This is a genomic window from Microbacterium xylanilyticum (assembly GCF_054654695.1).
On record NZ_BAAIEN010000002.1, the window covers coordinates 889,805 to 910,682 of the forward strand.

General features: G+C 71.8%; 17 protein-coding genes and 2 pseudogenes. 7 read left to right on the top strand and 12 right to left on the bottom strand.

Features of this window, described 5'->3' with window-relative positions:
- The first annotated feature begins 100 nt into the window (after nt 1-100).
- Both ACYQ1L_RS04785 and ACYQ1L_RS04790 read left to right on the top strand, forming a co-directional pair.
- Nucleotides 101-433 carry a PadR family transcriptional regulator gene (locus ACYQ1L_RS04785; protein ID WP_460003104.1) on the top strand — a complete coding sequence of 111 codons (333 nt, stop codon included), beginning with the start codon at nt 101-103 and terminating at the stop codon, nt 431-433.
- Between the two features lie 137 nt (nt 434-570).
- Entirely contained in the window at nt 571-1,071 is a 501-nt protein-coding gene (locus ACYQ1L_RS04790; RefSeq protein ID WP_460003105.1) for a hypothetical protein, read from the top strand.
- A gap of 98 nt (nt 1,072-1,169) precedes the next feature.
- Here the strand turns inward: ACYQ1L_RS04790 and ACYQ1L_RS04795 are convergent, their stop codons facing one another.
- The 4 genes from ACYQ1L_RS04795 to ACYQ1L_RS04810 form a co-directional block, all read right to left on the bottom strand.
- A complete protein-coding gene (locus tag ACYQ1L_RS04795; RefSeq protein WP_460003106.1) occupies nt 1,170-2,459 on the bottom strand; it encodes an MFS transporter in 1,290 nt (429 codons plus the stop codon).
- Between the two features lie 163 nt (nt 2,460-2,622).
- Nucleotides 2,623-4,272, bottom strand: a complete 1,650-nt coding sequence (locus ACYQ1L_RS04800; RefSeq protein WP_460003107.1) for an amidohydrolase — start codon at nt 4,270-4,272, stop codon at nt 2,623-2,625.
- 1 nt (nt 4,273) lies between these two features.
- Nucleotides 4,274-5,116: a MoaF C-terminal domain-containing protein gene (locus tag ACYQ1L_RS04805; protein WP_460003108.1), complete on the bottom strand. Its 843-nt coding sequence runs from the start codon at nt 5,114-5,116 to the stop codon at nt 4,274-4,276.
- 84 nt (nt 5,117-5,200) lie between these two features.
- Nucleotides 5,201-6,319 (bottom strand): APC family permease, encoded by a 1,119-nt coding sequence (locus ACYQ1L_RS04810; RefSeq protein WP_460005758.1) that lies wholly within the window; start codon nt 6,317-6,319, stop codon nt 5,201-5,203.
- Here ACYQ1L_RS04810 and ACYQ1L_RS04815 point away from each other — a divergent pair.
- Together ACYQ1L_RS04815 and ACYQ1L_RS04820 are read left to right on the top strand one after the other, a co-directional pair.
- On the top strand, nt 6,267-6,671 hold the full coding sequence (locus ACYQ1L_RS04815; RefSeq protein ID WP_460003109.1) for an SDR family oxidoreductase: 405 nt from the start codon (nt 6,267-6,269) through the stop codon (nt 6,669-6,671). The genes ACYQ1L_RS04810 and ACYQ1L_RS04815 overlap by 53 nt on opposite strands.
- Nucleotides 6,672-6,707: 36 nt before the next feature.
- On the top strand, nt 6,708-7,244 hold the full coding sequence (locus tag ACYQ1L_RS04820; RefSeq protein ID WP_460003110.1) for a DUF3465 domain-containing protein: 537 nt from the start codon (nt 6,708-6,710) through the stop codon (nt 7,242-7,244).
- Between the two features lie 38 nt (nt 7,245-7,282).
- Here the strand turns inward: ACYQ1L_RS04820 and ACYQ1L_RS04825 are convergent, their stop codons facing one another.
- The 8 genes and pseudogenes from ACYQ1L_RS04825 to ACYQ1L_RS04860 all read right to left on the bottom strand — a co-directional run.
- Nucleotides 7,283-8,677: an HNH endonuclease signature motif containing protein gene (locus ACYQ1L_RS04825; RefSeq protein WP_460003111.1), complete on the bottom strand. Its 1,395-nt coding sequence runs from the start codon at nt 8,675-8,677 to the stop codon at nt 7,283-7,285.
- A gap of 195 nt (nt 8,678-8,872) precedes the next feature.
- Entirely contained in the window at nt 8,873-9,670 is a 798-nt protein-coding gene (locus tag ACYQ1L_RS04830; protein WP_460003112.1) for a potassium channel family protein, read from the bottom strand.
- Nucleotides 9,671-9,745: 75 nt separating this feature from the next.
- On the bottom strand, nt 9,746-10,174 hold the full coding sequence (locus ACYQ1L_RS04835) for a VOC family protein (protein WP_460003113.1): 429 nt from the start codon (nt 10,172-10,174) through the stop codon (nt 9,746-9,748).
- 172 nt (nt 10,175-10,346) lie between these two features.
- Nucleotides 10,347-11,039 (bottom strand): ABC transporter ATP-binding protein, encoded by a 693-nt coding sequence (locus tag ACYQ1L_RS04840; protein ID WP_460003114.1) that lies wholly within the window; start codon nt 11,037-11,039, stop codon nt 10,347-10,349.
- Nucleotides 11,036-12,835 carry a branched-chain amino acid ABC transporter ATP-binding protein/permease gene (locus ACYQ1L_RS04845; RefSeq protein ID WP_460003115.1) on the bottom strand — a complete coding sequence of 600 codons (1,800 nt, stop codon included), beginning with the start codon at nt 12,833-12,835 and terminating at the stop codon, nt 11,036-11,038. The genes ACYQ1L_RS04840 and ACYQ1L_RS04845 overlap by 4 nt, the downstream gene beginning before the upstream one ends.
- On the bottom strand, nt 12,822-13,682 hold the full coding sequence (locus ACYQ1L_RS04850) for an ABC transporter permease subunit (protein ID WP_460003116.1): 861 nt from the start codon (nt 13,680-13,682) through the stop codon (nt 12,822-12,824). The genes ACYQ1L_RS04845 and ACYQ1L_RS04850 overlap by 14 nt, the downstream gene beginning before the upstream one ends.
- Before the next feature lie 117 nt (nt 13,683-13,799).
- Nucleotides 13,800-14,963: pseudogene (locus ACYQ1L_RS04855) on the bottom strand (ABC transporter substrate-binding protein).
- A 69-nt stretch (nt 14,964-15,032) separates the two neighbouring features.
- Nucleotides 15,033-15,371 (bottom strand): annotated as a pseudogene (locus ACYQ1L_RS04860) (nuclear transport factor 2 family protein); the annotation flags it as partial.
- A gap of 136 nt (nt 15,372-15,507) precedes the next feature.
- Between ACYQ1L_RS04860 and ACYQ1L_RS04865 the strand changes: the two are divergent.
- From ACYQ1L_RS04865 to ACYQ1L_RS04875, 3 genes are read left to right on the top strand one after another with little or no spacing between them, the layout of a single operon-like run.
- Complete coding sequence (locus ACYQ1L_RS04865; RefSeq protein WP_460003117.1) at nt 15,508-16,932, top strand: MFS transporter; 1,425 nt, start codon at nt 15,508-15,510, stop codon at nt 16,930-16,932.
- A gap of 10 nt (nt 16,933-16,942) precedes the next feature.
- The gene (locus tag ACYQ1L_RS04870; protein WP_460003118.1) at nt 16,943-19,225 is read left to right on the top strand and encodes a molybdopterin oxidoreductase family protein; all 2,283 of its coding nucleotides are present in this window, start codon (nt 16,943-16,945) and stop codon (nt 19,223-19,225) included.
- Nucleotides 19,222-20,784 carry an FAD-dependent oxidoreductase gene (locus ACYQ1L_RS04875; RefSeq protein ID WP_460003119.1) on the top strand — a complete coding sequence of 521 codons (1,563 nt, stop codon included), beginning with the start codon at nt 19,222-19,224 and terminating at the stop codon, nt 20,782-20,784. Before ACYQ1L_RS04870 ends, ACYQ1L_RS04875 begins: the two co-directional genes overlap by 4 nt.
- Nucleotides 20,785-20,878 lie beyond the last annotated feature (94 nt).

Below are 20,878 nucleotides of genomic sequence, written 5' to 3' on the forward strand. Positions count from 1 at the left end.
GCTGCGACCGGGCGGGTAGCCGCGCGGCGCTCGTCACCGGGTGCGCTGCGCCGCAGCACGATCCTTGAATCGCCTTGCTATGCAAGCTAGCTTGTCAGGCATGACACCGGACGTCGGGGCTCAGATGCGCAAAGGAGTCGTCGAGTACTGCGTGCTCGGCCTCCTCGCGCGCGGACCGATGTACGGCTGGGAACTCGCGGAGCGACTCTCAGCCGAGGGACTGATCGCGAGCATCGGGACGCTCTACCCGCTGCTCTCGCGCTTGCGGCAGAGCGGCTGGGTGCGCACGTTCGAGCAGCCGTCGGGATCCGGGCCGGTGCGCCGCTACTACGAGCTGACGGCCGGCGGGCAGGCCGAACTGGAACGATTCCGCGCGTCGTGGGCTCCTTTCGCCCGCAGCGTGGCCGCGCTCACCGCAGAGGGGGAAACATGATCGATCTCGAGGCGTAGCGCCTGCGCGACGACTACCTGGAGCGGCTCGACGCCGCGATAGCGGACCTGCCGTGGCGGATCGCGAACGAGCTGCGCGCTGGGATCATCGAGGAGTTCGACGGACTCGACGCCCTCGGGATGCGTGACAGGATCGCGCAGATCGGGGATCCGGAGGTGGTCGCAGCGGCGGCGCAGGAGGAGTCGCAGCCGTCGCAGCCCGGCCCGGTGGTGGTCGTCGCTCCGGCTCGGCCGACGGTTCCCGCGCTGAAGCCGCCGATGGTCGACACGAAGTGGTTCGCCATCGCCGGCGCATTGGTGCTCGGGTTCGGCACGTTCCTCCTGCCGATCGGCGGGTGGGTCGTGGGCGTCGCGCTGGTGACGTCGAGCCGGTTCTGGCGGCGGTGGGAGAAGACGCTGGCCATCCTGCTGCCGTTCGCCGTGTGGGCGACGGTCTATGCGGTCGGCGCTGTGGCGAAGTGGATCTGGGTGGCGTCGCCGGCCGACGGCGGTGCGAGCAATCCGCTGCTCCCGATGTCCTACGAGGTGTGGAGTCTCGGATTCCTCGTCATCCTCGCGGTCCCCATCGGTACGCTCTGGCTCCTCTGGCGCCTGCGCGGGCGCGAGAAGCCGCTGTCATGACGAACGGCCTCTGACGCTGACTCGCGGAGCAGCGTGCGCTCACCACCGCAGTCGTGCGCGAGCGATCCCCGAGGCTCGCCGCGCGGATCCGGATCCGTTCAGGCGCCCGCGGTGCCGTGGTAGCGCATCAGGGCGGGAGACGCGAGGGCCATCGCCGCGAGGAAAAGCAGCAGAAGTCCCGCGCTGATCACCGTGGTGGCGGCGATCCCGATCACCTGCGCGGCCGCGCCGATGGCGAGCGCGGCGATTGGCTGCGCCCCGATCGCGAGCTCCTGCAGGCCCATCGCGCGCCCCTGCAGCCCGGGAGGGGTGGCGGAGAGCATGAGCGTGTTCTGCAGCACCCCGAAGACCGAGGAGATGAGCCCCGCGGCCACGAAGATCGCCGCGGCGAGGGCCGGCGGCCGTGCGAGGGCGAACAGGATCCAGCACACCGACATGCCGGCGATCCCGCACACGAATACGGCGCCCTTCCAGCGGAAGTCGCCGATCGCGGCGATCACGAGGGAGCCGACGATCCCGCCCAGCCCGAAGCCGGTGAGCAGCAGGCCGAGGCCGGCGGCGTCGAGGCGCATGTCCTTCGCGAACACGGGCATGAACCCCTGGTGTATCGACCAGATCATCGTGTTCACGGCGATCGTGATGAGCAGGACGGCAGGCACGACCGGCAGCCGCACGATCGCGCGGACGCCGGCCGCGAGCATGCGCCAGACCGAGCCGTGCGGGGTCTCGGGCGCGATGTATCCGCCATGCACGCCGCGCAGCGCGATCAGGGAGGCGACGAACCACAGACTGCCGATCCACAGCGCCGCCGGCGCAGCGAACGCGCTGATCGTGAGGCCGCCGACCGCCGGCCCGATCATGAGTGTCGTGTTCATCGCCATCGCGTTGAGCGCGTTCGCGTTGCTCAGCTGCGCCGCCGGCACCTTGCCGGCGACCAGGGCCGCGCGGGCCGGCTGCGAGGGGGAGTGCGCGAGACCGACCAGCAGGCCGCCGGCCGTGAGCACCCCGAACGAAGCGAGTCCGACGAGCGCGAGGCCGCCGAGCACGACGACCGTGGTGATCGCGAGAATGCACGCGATGACGAGCAGACGCTTGCGATCCATCCGGTCCGAGATCACGCCCGAGATCGGGCCGAGCAGCAGCGGCAGCAGCCGGACGGTCGTGAACACCGCGACGAGGATCGTGGATCCGGTCTCCTGGAACACCATCCAGCCCAGCACGAACGAGAGCGTCCAGGTGCCGCCGAAGAACGCGATGTTCGACAGCAGCAGCGCGCGGAAGCCCGGGTTGCCGTGCAGGGACGAGAAGGGCCGCAGCAGTGCGGCGCCGATGCGACGGGGGACGGCGGAGGGCTCGGGGAGCTCGGGAGCGAGGTCCTCGGCGGTCATCCGGTCTCCTGTCGTGCGGCGCGGGAGCACGACGGTAGACCGAACGCGCGTTTGGTATACAATTCTAAGCCATCGGGGCGGTGTGCGCCATCCCCCTCTGGACACGGACGCGCGCCCCGCCGGGAACCCGTTCCCTGCGGGGTGCGCGACGACGACGTGATGGTCAGCCCGCGGTGTACACCTCGCGTCCAGCGAACCAGGTCGACAGCACCCGTGCGTCGATGATCGCGTCCGCAGGCCCCGCGATCGCGTCGCGGTCGAGGACGACGAAGTCGGCCGACTTGCCGACCTCCAGCGTGCCGGTCTCGGATTCCAGTCCCATCGCGACCGCGGAGTTGCGGGTGAAGACCTGCAGCGCCTCCTCCGCCGTGATCGCCTGCTCCGGCCACAGCGTGCCGGGGGCGCGGCGCAGCGGATCCGCGCGGGTGACGAGCCCCTGGATGCCCTCGAGCGGGTTCGGCGACTCGCTCACCGGCCAGTCCGAGCCGCCCGCGACGAGCGCGCCCGCGTCGATCAGCGTGCGGTTCGGCTGGGAGTGCTCGGCGCGCTCGCCCAGCACCTCGGTCAGCATCGTCGGGATGACGCCGGGGAACCAGAGGAACGGCGAGATGTCGGCGACGACGTTCAGCGCGGCCAGCCGCGGGATGTCGCTGTCGGCGAGGAACTGCCCGTGTGCGATCTGGATCGGCGTGGTGACGCCCTCGCCGCGCAGCTTCTCGGCGACGTCGAGCACGAGCCGGGCGGAGCCGTCGCCGGTGCAGTGCACCTTGGCGCCCAGGCCGCGTGCCGCGACCGCGCTCATCCAGCCGTGCAGCTCGTCGAAGGTCATCGTGGTCTCGCCGTGGTAGTGGGCGCCGTGCGCGGCGTCGGGGACGTACGGCTCGAGGAACGACGCGGTGCGGGCCGGCGGCACGCCGTCGAGGAAGATCTTCACGAAGTCGGGCCGGTGGTGCGCGGTGCGGAACTCCTCGCCGCGCTCGATCAGCGGGGATCCGACGGGGTCGAACCCGAAGATCTCGTCGTTGACGAGCAGCGATGAGACCACCCAGGCGTCGAGCGCGCCGTCGCGGTCGAGCGCGGCGAGCGCGCCCAGGATGTCGGTCGAGACCCCGGCGTCCTGGAACGCCGTGATGCCGTAGGAGTTCGCGAGCTGCACGCCGCGGGCCGAGGCCGCGCGGTGCTGCGCGGCGGTCAGTCCGCCCGAGCGGTCGTACGCCTCCTGCACCGGGATCCCGGCCGCCTCGAGCAGCACGCCGGTGGGCGTGCCGTCCTCCGGATCCAGGATCGTGACGCCGCCGGAGGGGATCGAGCCGACGCCGATCCGGGCGAGCTCGAGGGCGCGCGTATTCGCCCAGCGGTTGTGGCGCGAGTCCTCCATGAGCATCACCGGCCGGCCGCCGGCCGCCTCGTCGAGGCGCAGCCGGGAGCCGGTGTTCGCGAGCGTGTGCAGCATCGTGCTCGCGATCGCGCCCCCGATGATCCAGGCGTCCTCGGGAAGGGCGGCCGCCTTCTCGCGCACCCGCTCGAGGATCTCGTCGAGCGTGAGCGAGGTCGGCAGCGACAGTTCGAACACGTCGGTACGCCCGGCCAGCGCGTGGTGGTTGTGCACGTCCGCGAAGCCGGGGTAGACCGCGGCCCCGCCGAGCTCGAGCACCCGCGTGCCCGGACCGCGCAGCGCGTCGACCTCGGCGCGCGTGCCGATCGCGGCGATGCGCTCGTCGCGCACGGCGAACGCCTCCGCCGCGGGCTGCGCGGGGTCGAGCGTGCGGATGAGGTCGGCGACGACGATGAGCTCAGCGGGGACGGCGGTCATGTCAGGCCCCGGCTCCGAAGTTCGCGGGCTCCAGCGCCGGCGTGTGGTGGGTCACCGAGATGAGCCGACCCCAGGCGCCGAACGTGAAGTGCGTCGGGATCTCGCCGGTCTCGTCGAGGCCGAACAGCACGCCGTGCGAGCGGATCTTGTTGATGTCCCGATGGTCGGCGACCGTGATCGACGCGCACGGGATGACCTTCTCACGCCACGCGAACATGTAGATGCCGGGGCGGATCTCCCACACGCTGTTCTCGTCGGTGTCGGCGAGGCCGCGCTCGGGGCCGGCGAGGCACTGCCAGGTGTACCAGCGCTCGGAGAGGTACACGTGCTCGTAGGCGTGGATGTCGCTGTAGACCCACTCGACGCGGCGGCCGATGAGCGCCGTCGTCGGGTGCAGCTCGGGACCGAGTTCCTCGACGCCGTCGATCGTCGCGGTCGCGAAGTGGTGCTGCACCCGCGTGCGGCCCTGCTCGGCGGTCGCCAGGATCTCGCTGATGTTCGACAGCACGCGGCCGGCGCGCAGGTCGATCACGAGCGAGACGGCCTCGTTGGGCAGATAGCGGTGGTGGAACTGCACGTAGAACAGGTCGTCGTCGACCTCGATCGCCTCGTACGCGTCGGTGTCGCTGGCGGGAGCGGTCTCATCGCCGTCGCCGGGGGTGTAGGTCCAGGTGACCTCGTCGTCGCCGAACACGTGCGCGATGCGGGTGCCGTTCGGCGCGGTGAGGTTGATCTCGCGTCCGGACAGCGCGGTGGTGTGCGGCTCCTTGTTCGCGTCGAAGCCGGGGGCCAGACCGTCCAGCGGCAGCCAGGTCGAGGTGTCGGCGGGGTTCATGGTCGTCATGATGCTCCTTGATGGGGTGGTTGTTCTCGTCACCGGCGCCTTCGCTCTCGCGCCGGGAGCCGGAAGTCGGTCGGAGGGTTGGGATCAGCCCGCGCTGATCCGCTCCAGGTCGGTGGCGAGTCCGTCGTAGACCGCGGGCTTGGCGCGCTTGAGATAGGCCGCATATCCGATGCCGCCGATCAGGGCGAGCACGAGCAGCAGCGGCATCAGCCGGATGGCGAGGGCGTCGGATCCGGCGACGATGTCGAAGTTCACGATGGCGAGGATCGAGATCGCGGTGATGCCGAGGAAGCCGAGGCCGGGCGCGACGAACGTGCTCCACCAGCGGCCGTCCTGCTGCCGGCGGAACGCGACGACGATCGACAGCGCGGCGAGGCCCTGCAGGATGAGCACGCTGAGGGTGCCGAAGCCGAGCATCGCGGGCACGACGGTGAGGATCGGATCCGCTCCCGCGAAGAAGAAGATCAGCGCGACGATCGCCGCGAAGCCGGCCTGCACGATGCCGGCGACCGCGGGGGATCCGCTCTCCCGGGTGCGGGCGAGCACGCTCGGCAGCACCCGGGCTCGGCCGAGGGCGTACAGGTAGCGGCTGGCGGAGTTGTGGAAGGCGAGCATGGCCGCGAACAGGCTGACCAGCAGCAGGATCATCATGACCGTGGTCAGCGGTCCGCCCAGGTAGCGCTGCGCGAGGGAGAAGATCAGGTCGCCGTTCGCGAGGTGGTCGAGCCCGACCTTCTGCGCCTTCGGCACGCCGATCGCGCTGACGACCGCCCAGGCGGTGACCCCGAGGATGACGGCGATCGCGATGATCGCCGTGTAGGTGGCGCGCGGGACCGTGCGCAGCGGATCCTTCGCCTCCTCGCCGAACAGGGCCGTGGCCTCGAAACCGAGGAAGCCGGTCGCCGCGAGCAGCATGCCGATCGGGAGGGATCCGGAGAACACCCACTCGGGGCTGAAGGCCGCGAAGTCGTAGCCCTTCTGCACGAGCACCGAGATGTCGAACACGACGAGCATCGTGGTCTCCAGCACCAGGCAGACGCCGAGCACCTTCGAGGAGAAGTCCACGCCGATCCGGGCGAGCACGAAGCAGACCGCGATCGAGAGCAGGCCCCAGACGATCCAGCTGAGGTCGAACCCGGTGAGGTCCTTGATGATTTCCTCGCTCGCCGGGCTCTTCGCGGGCCCCTCGGTCGCCGGGTACACGGTCGGCAAGCATGCGCTCATCGGCCTCACCCGCACCCTGGCGCGCGACTACGGCAAGCACGGCGTGCGCGTGAACGCGGTGTGCCCGGGATGGGTGCAGACGCCCATGGCCGACGAGGAGATGGACGAGTTCGCGGCGCACGCGGGGCTGACCTCCCGTGAGGAGGCGTACGCCACGGTCACGGCGGACGTGCCGCTGCACCGCCCCGCCCAGCCGGCGGAGATCGCGTCGGTGGTGCGCTTCCTCGGGTCGCACGAGTCGTCGTACATGACCGGATCCGTGCTCGTCGTCGACGGCGGCGCCCATATCGTGGACCTGCCCACGACCGCGTTCGAGCACGCCGGCATGTGACGGGCGGGCCTTCTCCGGTGATCTAGGCTGGGCGCCGTGACGCGGAGGACGAAGTGGGCGACGGTCGTCGTGGTGATCGCGCTCATCGCGCTCGGGGTGCTCGCGGGCGGTCAGGGCTGGATCTCCGGCGCTCCTGCAGGCACCGCGGTCGCGCCGAGGCCGTCGGCCGTGGCCTCGCCCGGCGCGGGCAAGGCGCCCGGTACCGGCACGGCGCCCGGTACCGGCACGGCCTCCGATCCTGCCGCTGACCCGGTCCGCGCGCTGTTCGAGAAGCACCGCAGCGGCGTGGAGGTGCAGGGGACCGGCGTCGTCGCAAGGATCCTCCCCGACGACGATGACGGGTCGCGGCACCAGAAGTTCATCCTCAGAACGCCCGGCGGCGTGTCGATCCTCATCGCGCACAACATCGATCTCGCTCCGCGCCTCGACGGCCTGGCGGTCGGGGACCGCGTGGACTTCCTCGGCGACTACGAGTGGAGTGACAAGGGCGGCACCGTGCACTGGACGCACCACGACCCCTCGGGTCAGCACCAGAACGGCTGGCTCTCCTGGAACGGGCGCCGGTACGCCTGAAGCGTGCCGATCCGCCGAGCTCGCAGTCTGACCCACGGTCAGAACGGTGACGGCTGGTCGGGTGGATCCGGTTCGTCGATGGTGAAGGTCACCGGTGGGGGCGGCTGGTCGATGTAGCTCGCACCGGTCGGGCTGGTCCATTCCAGGATCCCGGCGCCGCGCTGTTTCACGGTCCACGCGGTCTGGTGCTTCAGAACGTGATGGCGTCGGCACAGTCCGCCGAGGTTGCCTTCCTCCGTCGGTCCGCCGTAGGCGGCGTCGATCGTGTGGTCGAGGTCCTGGGTGATGGGTGGCAGTCCGCAGGTGATGAACCGGCACCGGGCATCCCTTGCATGGAGGAGCCGGCGGAGGTCGGCGTTGGGTCGGTAGTGGTCGACGGCGAGGATCGCCCCGGTGACCGGGTGGGTGAGCACCCGTTCCCATGCGGTGGCGCCGCCGGCGAGGAGCCGGGCGGTATCCGTGTCGATGGGCTGCCCGCCCGCGAGTTCCGCGGGCTGTTCGGTGCGGACCCCGAACGCCGTGCCGGGGTTGTTGCCGGTGTCGGCCGCCATCGCCGTGAATGCGGGGACGGTGACTTCCACCCGCGCCTGGATCGCGGACAGCAGCCCGGCGGTGGTGTCGTGTCCGGACGGGGTGCCGGTGAGGAGGGTGTCGGCGCAGAGGTCGGCGCGCAGCTGGTCGAGGGTGCGGTCGTCGTCCGGGTCGCCGATGCCGTCCGGGTCCGGGGCGACTCCCGAGGCCGCGTCCTTCGCGGCTTTCGCGTTGGCGGTCTTGATCAGGCGGGCTTGCTGGGTGAGCCGGTCGAAGATCCCGTCGATCACCGCCGCGGAGTGGATGAGTCCGAGCGCCTTCTGTCCGTCGGGGAGTTCCTCCCGCCACACGGTCCGCTTCTCCTGCGCGGTGCGGTGCCGCTCGGTGAGGCTGCGCGGGGCGAGGCGTTCGGCGATGCGTTCCACGATCCGCTTCGCCCGATGCGGGGTCTCACCCTCGCACGCCGCCACCGCCGCCTGTTCGAACTCGGCCCGCGCCTCGTCGTCGAGGCGGGCGGCGGTGTCTTGGATGAGACGGACGTGGGCGGTGTTGATCCGCGCGTCGCTGAACGCCTCCATCGTGATCGGGTACCGGGACATCAGCTCCGCCGCGCGTGCCATCCGCCCCTGCACCACCCGGTCGGACATGTGCAGCACGGCGGCCAGTTCGGCAGCCACGCTGCGTGCGGCGAGGTCCGCCGCCTCGCCGCGCACGGGCCCGGACGCTGCGGCCAGGTCTTCGGCGAGGCGCTGCGCGACGGCCAGGTGCGCGTCCCGTACCGCTTGCAGCCGGATGATCGACGCCTCGGTCGCCGCGAGCCCGGACGTGACCATGGCCAGCACGGCGACCGGATCCACCGGGTCCACCCCGGGATCCTCCACGATGCCGACCGTGTTCGTCATGCCCTTAGTCAACTCGGGGCCACCGACATTCCAGGGGCGAAAAGGACCTGATCGGATCCAGAAAAGATCACAACAAGGTCACAAGATTCGACGGGCGCGTGCGACGCCCTTCGTCTCGCCTTCGGCTCGCTCAGGGACCGGCGGGTCGCGGATCCGGGCCCTTCGACAAGCTCAGGGGCCGGACGCATGCCCCGCTCAGGGACCAGGGCGCGCCGAGCCCGGCTCGTCCGGGTCTGCCGCACCTTCGGGCCGTGGCTCGTCGCGGCCGTCCGAGGGAGCGCCCTCTGCGGCGTCCCGTGCAGCGAGCACCGCCCGCATCTCCGCGAGCTCGGCGCGAAGGGCGTCGACATGCGCGACTGTCGCGGCCTGGCGGCTGGTGTTCTCGGCCGAGACCTGCTCGACGATCCATGAGGCGAAGGTGGCGGTGATGACACCGAGCAGGGCGATGCCGCTGAGCATGAGTCCCACCGCGATCGTCCGCCCTTCCGGCGTGGTCGGCGCGAGGTCCCCGTAGCCGACCGTCGTGATGGTCGTGAACGCCCACCAGATCGCGTCGCCGAACGTGGTGATCGTGCCGCCGCCCATGCGCTCGGCGTCGAGCTCGGCGAGGGCCGCCACATAGACGACCAGCAGGGTTGCGCCCGTCACATAGATGAGGATCTGTCCCCGGACCGCTCGCCCGGCGGTGCGCTGCAGCACCGACAGGAGCGTCACGACCCGCAGCACCCGGAGCGGGCGCAGCATCGGCAGCACGACGGTCGCGAGGTTGAACAGGTGCGTCAGGAACCAGTGACCGCGCCGCGGCGCGAGCACCAGACTGACGATGTAGTCGATGAGGAACGTCCCCCACGACACCCACAGCAGACCCTCGAGGAGCACCCCCGCCTCGCCCTTCGGATCCGCGATCACTTGCACCGAGTAGGCGACGAGGAACAGCAGGGACGCGACGATGAGAGGCCACTCGGCGATCCGCCGCCAGCGCTCCAACGTCATGCGCGCATCGTACGCCCGCGCGGGTGCCCTTGGGACGCCCGTGCGGGTGCCTCAGGGGTGTGGCGAGTGTCCCGATCAGCCGGCCGCGCCGGCCGCCGTCTTCTTCACCATCGCCATCATCTCCGGCGCAGGTTGGCCGATCGCGATGATGTTTCCCTCGGTATCGCTGAACCACGCCCCGCGGAGGCCCCCGAGATCGGCGATCCCGTCGACGGTCTTCAGCCCGGGCAGGTCGTAGTCGTGGAACACCACTCCGTGCGTGCGCAGGGCCGTCACGTCGCGATCGAGGTCGTCGGTGACGAGGTTGAGCGCCGTGTTCTGCGCGGTGCCGGCGAAGTCGCTCCGGTACACCAGGACCATGACGCCGCCCACGTCGTAGAACAGATTGCCCGATGCCGTGTCGGCGAAGACCGGGTCGCGGCCGAGCACGTCGTGCCACCAGCCCTTCGCGCGATCGAGGTCCGCCGCCGGGAGGACGGCCGTGGCCATGAGGTTCTCGAACATGATGAATCCCCAGTCCGGGGGCGCGGTCTTCCTCGCGCCGGCCCAGCGGCGCTACGGCGATCAGGGCGTGCGAAAGCGGGCCCCGTGCGGATTGTACCTCCCCGTGCCGGGCGACGAAAGACGCGCAAGGACGTCGACCGGTATGCGCGGCAGCGGGACTCGCGTCGAGTCGTCAGCCGCCGAGATAGGCGCGGTGCAGCAGCTGCGGATCCGCCTGCAGCTCCTTCGCCGTGCCCTGGAACGAGACCCGCCCGCCCGCCACGACCACCGCCTCCCCGGCGATCCCGAGCGCGAGATGCGTGAACTGCTCCACGAGCAGCACGCCCACGCCCGACTCGGCGATCGACTGCACGATGGGCACGAGGCGCATGAACACGACGGGGGCGAGGCCCAGCGACATCTCGTCGATGAGCAGGACCTTCGGCTTCGCGGCGAACGCCCGTGCGAGCACCACCATCTGCTGCTCGCCGCCGCTCAGCAGCGCAGTGGGGGAGTCGATCCGCTTCTCGAGCTCGGGGAACTGCGCGAGCGCCGCATCGATCTCGGCCGGGGTGCGCGCGGTGAGGGACAGGTTCTCGCGCACCGTGAGCGACGGGAACACGGCCCGGCCCTGCTCGATGTGCACGATGCCTTTGCGCGCCCGGGAGACTCGGGAGAGCTTGTCGATGCGCTCGCCGTCCAGCGTCAGGGATCCGCCCGAATGCCCGGTCACTCCCGAGATCGATTCGATGAGGCTCGTCTTGCCGGCTCCGTTCGGGCCCACGAGTGCGAGCACCTCGCCGCCGCGCACGGTCAGCGAGACGTCCGAGATCACCGGGCCCGCACCGCGGCTGACGGTGACGCCGTCCAGCACCAGTTCGCTCATGACAGCAGCTCCGTCTCTCCCATGTAGGCCTTGACGACGTCGGGGTTCGCGAGCACTTCGTGCTGCGGGCCGGTGGCGAGCACCTTGCCGAAGTTCAGCACCGTGAGCATCGGGCACACCGAGCGGACCAGATCGAGGTCGTGCTCGATGATGATGAGCGCCGTGCCGTAGCGGTCCGGCAGCTCGCGCAGGCGGGCGGCGAGGGTCAGGTGCTCCTCGTGCGAGAGGCCTGCGGCCGGCTCGTCCAGGATCAGCAGCCGCGGCTGCGACAGCACCGCCGCCGCGACCTCCACGAGGCGACGGGTGCCGACGTCGACGCTCGACAGCCGGGCGAGTGCGGGCGGGCAGCCGAAGAACGCGAGGGTCTCCTCGATGTCGGCCGGCGACAGCCGCCGGCGCGCGACGAAGCGCACATACCCGCCGACAGTGAGCAGCGGCGGCACCCGGTCCTGCTGGAACGTGCGGCGCAGGCCGAGGCGGGCGCGTCGGGTGGGGGAGAGCCCGGCGAGATCCCGGCCGCCCAGCAGCACCCGGCCACCGTGCTTGGGCAGGAATCCGCTGATCGCGTCCACGAAGGTCGACTTGCCCGCGCCGTTCGGGCCGATGAGGCCCATGATCGACGCGGCCGGCACCTGGAACGACACGTCGTCCAGCGCCTTGAGCGCGCCGAACTGCACGGTCAGGCCCTCCACGGTGAGCACGGATTCGCCGGTCAGCGCCGCGGGGTCGAGGGCTGCGGTCGTCGTGGTGCGGACCTCCTCGACGCCCTCGCCGGCGTCCGGGGGGAGAGCGGTGAGCACGGCGTTCGCGGTCTTGCGATCCTGCCGCTTCCAGATCGCCGAGCGGATGGTCTGGCCGAGGTTCGAGCCGCTCGTGAGCGCCTGCACGCCCAGCACGCCGAACACGACGAAGCCCCACTCCTGCGGGATGCCCCATCGCTTGAGCAGCTCGGGCACGAGGACCCACAGGATGCCGCCGAGCACCGCCATGTCGATGAGGTGCGCGCCCGACATGATCGCGAGCACGTACAGCGCGAGCGATTGCAGCGGGGTGAAGCTCGAGGCGAACGGCAGCTGCACCTGGCCCGCGAGCAGGCCGCCGGAGATCCCGCCGAGGGCTGCGGAGACGGCGAACGCGGTGAGCTTGGCGCTCTGCACGCTCTGCCCGGCCGCGGCCGTGCCGCGCTCCGAGAAGGCGACGGCCTTCCAGCTCGCGCCCCAGCGACCGCGCTGCAGGAAGAAGACGCCGAGGGCGCACACCACGAGCACGATGATCGAGAGGAAGAAGAACTGCTTGTCGCTCGTGAAGCCGGCGGGCCGGTCGATCGAGATGCTGTCGGCGGATCCGGGGAACTGGATCTGCACGAGCGTCACGTCGGCCGCCGCCGCGAAGCCCAGGGTGACGACGGCGAGGTTGACCCCGCGCAGGCGCAGCGCGGGCAGCCCCACGAGCATGCCGACCAGGCCCGCCGCGATGCCGCCGGCGATGAGCCAGACGATGAAGCCGCCCGGCACGTGCCGGAGGTTGCACAGCGCCACGATCCAGGCGCCCACGGCGGCGAAGGTGAGCTGGCAGAGCGCGATCATGCCGGCGGAGCCCGTCACGATCCCGAGTCCCAGGATCGCGATCGCGGCCGTGACGGCGCTGATCGCGAGGAAGACGAAGTATCCGGAGAGCACGTTCGACAGCACGAGTCCGACGAGCACGCAGACCACGGCGACCGCGAACGGCCAGGTGTTGCGGAACAGCGGATTCCGGGTGAGGCCCGAGGCGAGCGGGCGGTCAGCGCGCGGCATCCCACACCTCCTTGCGCTGCGTCCAGAGCAGCAGGATCACGATGAACAGGAACGGCAGGAAGTTGCGCACGAGCGCGACCTGGTTGATCTGCGCGACGAGGCCGCCGAGCACGCCGAGGACGAGCCCGCCCACGACGGTGAGGTCGAGACGCTTGAACCCGCCGAGCAGCGCAGCGGCGGCCGCGGGGATGATCAGCATCGCCAGCCCGGTCGCGTCGTTGGACTGCCAGGGGGCGACGATGATGATCGCGATCGCGCCGATCACGCCCGTCACGAACCAGACCGCGATCGACAGCGGGCGGGAGCGGATGCCGAGGAGCTCCGCGGTAGTGGGCCGCTCGGACAGCGCGCGCAGCTGCACGCCGACCCGGGTGCGGCTGAGCACGAGCTTGACCAGCAGCGCGGTCACGATCGCCATCAGCACGGTGGCGACGGTGACCTGGCTGACGACGACGCCGCCGACCGAGAACGCGGGGCCCGCGATGATCGGGTCGAACGGCTGCGGCTTGTTGCCGAACAGGATGAACGACAGCGAGATCAGCAGCAGCAGCGGCCCGACCGTCATCGCCGAGCGCGTCGTGGTGGACGCCTCCGACAGCCAGGTCGCCGCGATCCAGCCGATCGCGACGGAGAGGATCCCCGCGAAGAGGACGCCGAGGAGGGAGCCCAGCCAGATCGGCAGCCCGGCCTGGCGCACCAGCCAGACGGCGCTGAACGCGCCGAACATGCCGGTGGCGGCCTGGGCGAAGTTCACCACCCGCACCAGGCGTGACATCAGGGTGAGGCACACGCCCAGCACCGCGTAGAGGCCGCCGGCGGCGAGACCGGCGATGGCGCCCTGCAACATGGCGTCGTCCTTTCGTTGTTCCGGTCGCTGAGCCAGTGGACGCGTCCGGGAAGGGGACGGATCCGGCCTGTTCGGGCCCTTCGACGGGCTCAGGACCGAACAGACCGGATCCTCAGGTCACTTGGTCAGGCGCAGCCAGTCGTCCGAGACTTTCTCCCACTTGTGGGTGCCGCTCTTCAGCACGATCGGCCAGCCCGCGGTGTTGTCGACGCCGAAGGTGTACGGCGTGCCGATCATCTTGTCGTCGATGGGCTTCATGCTCTTCAGCGCCGCGGTGACGCTCTCGCGGGTGATGTCGCCCTTGATCGTCTTCAGCACCTGGATGAAGTGCGTCGCGGCGAGGTAGCCGCCCTGGCTGAACGACGTGAGCGGGATCTTGTTCTTCGTCATCAGGTTGCGCCAGCCCTTGTTGATGGCGTTGTCATCGGTGAACGGTTAGAACTCGGCGGGGACGTAGACGCCGGCGCCGGCGTTGTCCACGGCCTGGGCGAAGTTGTCGCTGTAGACGCTGGTCAGGTACAGGAACGTGACGTCGTTCCAGCCCTGCGCGTTGGCGGCCTTGATCTGGCCGATCGCGTCCGGCTCGATGGGGTTCACGGCGAGGGCCTTGCAGCCGGCCTGGCGGGCCTTCACGATGTACGGCGTGTAGTCGCTCGCACCGTAGGGCAGGGTGTCGTCCACGTAGGACGGCTTCTTGCCGGTCGCCTTGGTCCACTTGTCGATCGCGGCCCGGTAGGTCGGGCGGGTGGAGCCGGCGATCTCCAGCAGCACGCAGATGTTGTCGAGCTTCAGCACCTCGGAGCCGTACGTGAGCGTGAGGGTGAGGTCGTTGTACGGGCCGACGTTGGCGGGCGAGATGCTCTTGCTGTCGAAGCAGCCCGTGTCGACGCCGATGCCGGGGATCGAGAGGATGCCCTCCTGCTCGTAGTACTTCTTGTTCAGGTCGCACTCGATCAGGCTCGCCGAGCCGACCATCGCCACGGCGTTGTCGCTGCCGACGAGCTCGCGGGCGTTCGCGGTCGCGGTGGCAGGGTCGCCCTTGTCGTCGAGGGCCTTGTAGTCGATCTTCTGGCCGTTCAGGCCGCCGTCGGCGTTGAACTGGTCGAACACGGCCTTCGCGGCCTGCGAGGCCTCGGGGAAGGTCGCAGGTCCCGAGATGGTGTTGACGGATCCGACGACGATGGGATCCGAGGATCCGCCTCCGCCGGATCCGGAGCAGCCGGCCAGGGCCAGCATGCCCGCGGCGAGCAGCGCTGCTGCGGCGGTGATGCGCTTGTTCATGTGATTCCTGTCTTTCTCGGGTGCGGGCGGACCCCGCGGTGTGGTGCAGACCGGTGCGGCCCGGCGCGTTCAGTCGCGCAGGGCGCGGGAGATCATCTCGGTGTCGGTGAACTGCTCGAAGGCGACGACCTCGCCGCCGGAGAGCCGCCACACGTGCGCGACGCGGGCGGCGAAGAAGCGTCCGGTGCGCTTGTTGGTGCCGGAGTAGGTGCCGATTCCGATCACGGTGTCGCCGCCGTCCACGACCTCGTCCACGGCGAGCGTGTAGTCGTCCCAGTCCTCCTGGAGCCGCTCGAACACGTTCTCCGCGACGGCGGCCGGGCCGACGTACGTGCCCGCGCACGGGAAGCCCGCGGCCTCGGTCCAGCGCACGTCTGCGGCCAGCGGCGCGAGCATGCCGTCGAGGTCGCCGCGGTCGCTGGCGACGCCTCACAGCGCGCTGCGGCCGCCGAGAGGACTTCGACACACAGGTGTCACCGGGTGCGCGAGAGCCGGAAACACAGGGTCCCTAGCGTGAGGCGCACACACCGACAGGAGGTTCGCCATGACCAGCACCGCGACGATCCGCACCGCTCCGCTCGACGATCGCACGGAGCCCCGGACGCCCGACGCCGCCACCGGCGGCCTCGTCTTCCACCCCGGACGATGGATCTCGGGATGGGATGCCGAGGATCGGCAGCAGTGGGACGCGGCAGGGGCGGCCATCGCCCGGCGCAATCTGCGCTGGTCGATCTTCGCCGAGTTCCTCGGGTTCGTGGTCTGGCAGCTCTGGTCGATCGTCGTGGTCGTCCTGCCCCACGCCGGGTTCCACTTCACCGTGACGCAGACCTTCTGGCTGATCTCGATCCCCAGTCTCGTCGGCGCGACGCTGCGCTTCCCGTACACGTTCATGGTGCCGCGGTTCGGCGGCCGGAACTGGACGATCGTGTCGGCGGCGCTGCTGCTGATCCCCGCGATCGGGCTCGCGATCTGCGTGGCGGATCCGCGCACGCCGTTCCCGGTGATGCTGATCATGGCGGCGCTGGCCGGCCTCGGCGGCGGAAACTTCGCGAGCTCTATGGCGAACATCACGAGCTTCTATCCGCAGCGCCAGAAGGGCTGGGCGCTCGGCCTGAATGCCGCGGGCGGGAACCTGGGCGCCGCGGTCGCGCAGTTCGTCGTGCCGACCGTGATCACGCTCGGGGCGGGCGCGACGCTGCAGCTGCCGCTCGCCGGACTGATCTGGGTGCCGTTCATCCTGGTCGCGGCGATCGGAGCCTGGTTCCGGATGGACAACCTCACCAGCGCCCGCGCCGACGTGAAGGCCTCGCTCGCGGCCCTGCGCGCCCCCGCCCTGTGGCTGATGGCGCTGCTGTACATCGGCACGTTCGGATCCTTCATCGGCTTCTCGGCCGTGTTCCCCAAGCTCATCGCCGACCAGTTCCCCGCGTACAGCGCGTTCCCGCTGGGTGGCGCGACCCTCTCGCTCGCGTTCGTCGGCGCGCTGGTCGGATCCCTCGCCCGCCCGTTCGGCGGACGCCTGGCGGACCGCTTCGGCGGCAGCACCGTCACGATCGCCGCGTTCGCGGTCATGGCGCTCGGCGCCCTGGCCGTGGTGCTCACGCTGCCGCTGCACTCGTTCTGGCTGTTCCTCGGCTTCTTCCTGCTGCTGTTCGTCGCGAGCGGCGCGGGCAACGGCGCCACCTACCGGATGATCCCGACCCTGTTCGCTCTGCGTGCCGGCGCCGCCGACGGGCAGGCGAGCTCGGGAGACGCGGGTGCCCAGCGCGCCGCGGCCGCCGCGCTGGGCATCGTGTCGGCCCTCGGCGCCTACGGCGGGTTCGTCGTGCCGCAGGCGCTCGGCCTGTCCAAGGCCGCGACGGGCGGGTACGCGGCGGGCCTCGGCTGGTTCGTGGTCGCCTACGCGGTGCTGCTCGGGGTGACCGTCGCCGTGCTGATCCGCGGACGCCGCCGCGGGGTCCGGATCTGAGGCGGCGGGGATGACGGCCCCGAGCACCGGCTCTGCGACGACCACCGAGGACGGCGTCGACACGCACTGTCCGTACTGCGCCCTGCAGTGCGCGATGACGCTCACCCCCGACCCCGGCCGTCCCGCCCCGGTGCGGGTGGCCCCGCGGATGTTCCCCACGAACCGCGGCGGGCTGTGCAAGAAGGGCTGGACCTCGGCCGAGCTCCTGGCCGCACCGGGCCGGCTGACCACGCCCCTGATCCGCCGGGACGGCGTCCTGCAGCCGGCCACCTGGGACGAGGCGCTCGACCGGATCGCCGCGGAGCTGAGCGGGATCCGCCGCGATCACGGCGCCGACGCCGTCGCCGTGTTCGGCGGGGGAGGTCTCACGAACGAGAAGGCGTACCTGCTCGGCAAGTTCGCGCGGCTGGCGCTGGGCACCTCCCGGATCGACTACAACGGCCGGTTCTGCATGTCCTCGGCGGCCGCGGCCGGCAACCGCGCCTTCGGGGTCGACCGGGGCCTGCCGTTCCCCGTCACCGACCTCGACGACGCCGACACGATCCTGCTGCTCGGCTCGAACGTCGCCGCGACCATGCCCCCGCTGCTCTCGCACCTCGCAGGCGCCCGCGCCGCGGGCGGCCTGATCGTGGTGGATCCGCGCCGCTCGCAGACCGCCGAGCTCACGGCCGACGGCGGCGGCACGCACCTGCAGCCGGCGCCGGGCACCGATCTCGTGCTGCTGCTCGGGCTCGCCCACCTCGTTCTCGCGGACGGGCTCGCCGACCTCGACGACCTCGCCGCCCGCACGGTCGGCCTCGACGAGGTGCGGCGCAGCGTCGCCTCGTGGTGGCCGGAGCGGGTGCAGCAGGTCACCGGCATCCCCGTGGCGCAGCTGCGGGAGGTCGCGCACCGCCTGGCGCGCGGCCGCGGCACCTACATCCTCACCGGACGCGGCGTGGAGCAGCACGCCGACGGCACCGACACGGCCACCGCGGCGATCAACCTCGCCCTGCTGCTGGGTCTGCCCGGCCGGCGGGGCTCCGGCTACGGCACGCTCACCGGACAGGGGAACGGCCAGGGCGGCCGCGAGCACGGGCAGAAGAGCGACCAGCTGCCCGGGTACCGGAAGATCGCCGACCCGGCCGACCGCGCCGCGGTCGCCGCGGTGTGGGGCGTCGACCCCGACGTCCTCCCCGGCCCCGGTGTCCCGGCCGTGGAGCTGCTGGGCATGCTCGGTCGCCCGGACGGCGTGCGGGCGCTGCTCGTGCACGGCGCGAACGTCGTGATCTCCGCCCCCGACGCGTCCGCGGTGCGCGCGGGGCTGGAGCGCCTCGACCTGCTGGTGGTGTGCGACTTCGTGCTCTCCGAGACCGCGGCGCTGGCCGACGTCGTGCTGCCGGTGACGCAGTGGGCGGAGGAGGAGGGCACCATGACCAACCTGGAGGGCCGGGTCCTCCGGCGCCGCCGCGCGCTGCCCGCCCCGGACGGCGTGCGCAGCGAGCTCGACATCCTCGCCGACCTCGCCGCACGGCTGGGCGCCCCGTCGGAGTGGCCCACGGATCCGGCGGTCGTGTTCGACGAGCTCGCCCGTGCCTCAGCGGGCGGCATCGCGGACTACTCCGGGCTCAGCCATGCGACGCTGGATGCGCGGCTCGCGGAGGGGCAGGCGGCGCACTGGCCGTACCGGCCCGGATCCGACGGCACGCCGCGGCTGTTCGCCGAGGGCTTCGGGCATGCCGACGGCCGGGCGCGGCTCGTGCCGGTGCGTCCCCGCGACCTCACGGCCGCCGATCGCGACGCCGACGACCTCGCCGCGACTGCCGACGTCGCCGGCTCCGACCGCGACGCCGACGACGCGCGCCGCGCCGCCGCGGAGGCGCCGCAACCGAGCGCCGTGCTCACCCTCGTCACGGGCCGCCTGCTGGAGCACTACCAGTCCGGCGCGCAGACGCGGCGGGTTCCCGAACTCCTGGACGCGCAGCCGCATGCGCACGCCGAGCTGCACCCCGCGACGGCGGCGCGCCTGGGCATCGCGGACGGCGACCGCGTGCGGGTCGCCAACCGCCGGGGCACGGTCGAGGCCGTGGCGCGACTGGTGAGCCGGATCCGGATGGACACCGTGTTCCTGCCGTTCCATTTCGCCGGATCCGAGTGCGCGAACCTGCTCACCGCGGCGACGACGGATCCGGTCTCCGGGATGCCGGAGTTCAAGCGCACGACGGTCGTCGTCAGCGCGGCCCCTGCCGCGACAGCGGAGGGCCCGCGCGAGGGCGACCCGGGTGCCGGGACGTACGAGGAGGAGGCGGCATGACCTGTGCGATGCGAGTGGTCCTGATCGGCTACGGCCCCGTCGGGGCGCGGTTCGTCGAGGAGATGCTGCCCGCCGTCGCGGCCGGGCGGATCTCGCTCGTCGTGCTCGGCGCCGAGGCGGAGGACGCGTACAACCGGGTGCTCCTGGCCGAGTACGCCGTCGGGGCCACCGATCGCGCCCGCCTCGAGATCGCCGACACCGCGGCCGCACGCGCGGCAGGGGTACGGATCCGGCTCGCCGAGACCGCGGTCGCGATCGACCGCGAGCGCCACCTGGTGCGCACCGCGGCGGGCGAGGACGTCCCTTACGACCGGCTCGTGCTGGCCACGGGCGCCCGGGCGAACGTGCCGACCCTTACCGGGCTCGAGGGGAGCCGGCCCGTGCGCGGAGCCGCGCCCGGCCAGGACGGGCACGGCGCTCCGCTGCCCGCCGGCGTGCTCGCGCTGCGGGACCTCGCCGACGCCGAGGCGGTCGCCCCGATCGTCGCCGGGGGAGGGTCGATCGTCGTGCTCGGCGCCGGGGTGCTCGGCATGGAGTTCGCCCTGCTCGCGGCCGAGCACGGAGCACGCGTGACCGTCGTGCACCACGGGCCCGCGCCGATGGCGCGCAATCTCGACGAGGGCGGCGGGCGCATGCTCGGCCGGGCGGCGCAGCGCGCCGGGCTGCGGATGGCGGCGCACTCCCGCGCGGAGGCGGTCGAGTTCCGGGAGACCCCGGCAGGGCCGGTCTTCGGCGGGATCCTCTGCGCCGACGGAACTTACACGCGCGGCGATCTGCTCGTGCTCTCCTGCGGGGTCGCCCCGCGGGTGGAGCTCGCGCGCAGTGCCGGCCTGGCCTGCGCGACCGGCGTGCTCGTGGACGCCGCACTGCGCACCTGGACGGATCCTGACGTGTTCGCGATCGGCGACTGTGCGCAGATCGCCGAGCCGGGCTCGGCGGATGCCGCCGGGCGCGTCGCCGGCGCGCCGAGCGGGCTGATCGGGCCCGGCTGGCGGCAGGCCGCCGCGGTCGCCGCCGGTCTGCGCGCCGAGGCGGAAGGAGCGCCGGTCGGGGCCGACGCCTCCGTCGCGCTGCACGAGCGGCCGACGACGGTCATGCTCAAGGCCCGGGGGATCGACGTCGTCTCGGGCGGGGACTGCGCGGCGGAGCCGTGGTCGACGGACGCCGAGGTGAGCGTCTGGGTGGACCCGGCGCGCGGCGCCTACCTGAAGACCGTGGTCCGTGACGGCGTGCTCGCCGGATTCGTGTCGGTCGGCCTGCCTCAGGCCGGCGCCGAGCTGACGCTGCGGTACGAGCGCGGGGGAGCGCTGCTGACCGATCCCGCCGCGCTGCTGCGCCTGGATGCGCCTGACACCGCCGCGGCACCGGACGAGGATCCGCTCGGACCGGAGGCGACGGTGTGCTGGTGCAACGGCGTGACGGCCGGGCGCATCGCCGAGGCCGTCCACGACGGGTGCGGCACGGTGGAGGAGGTCGGCCGGTGCACGAGGGCCGGCACCGGCTGCGGCGGATGCCGGGGCCGCATCGCCGCCCTGCTCGCCGCCGCTCCGGTGGCCTGACGGCCGCTCGACGGCCGCGGGGAAGGGTGGTCTGACGGCCGCCTCCCCGGTCGTTGAGCGAGCACGCCTGCAACGGCCGAGGGGAAGGGGCCGC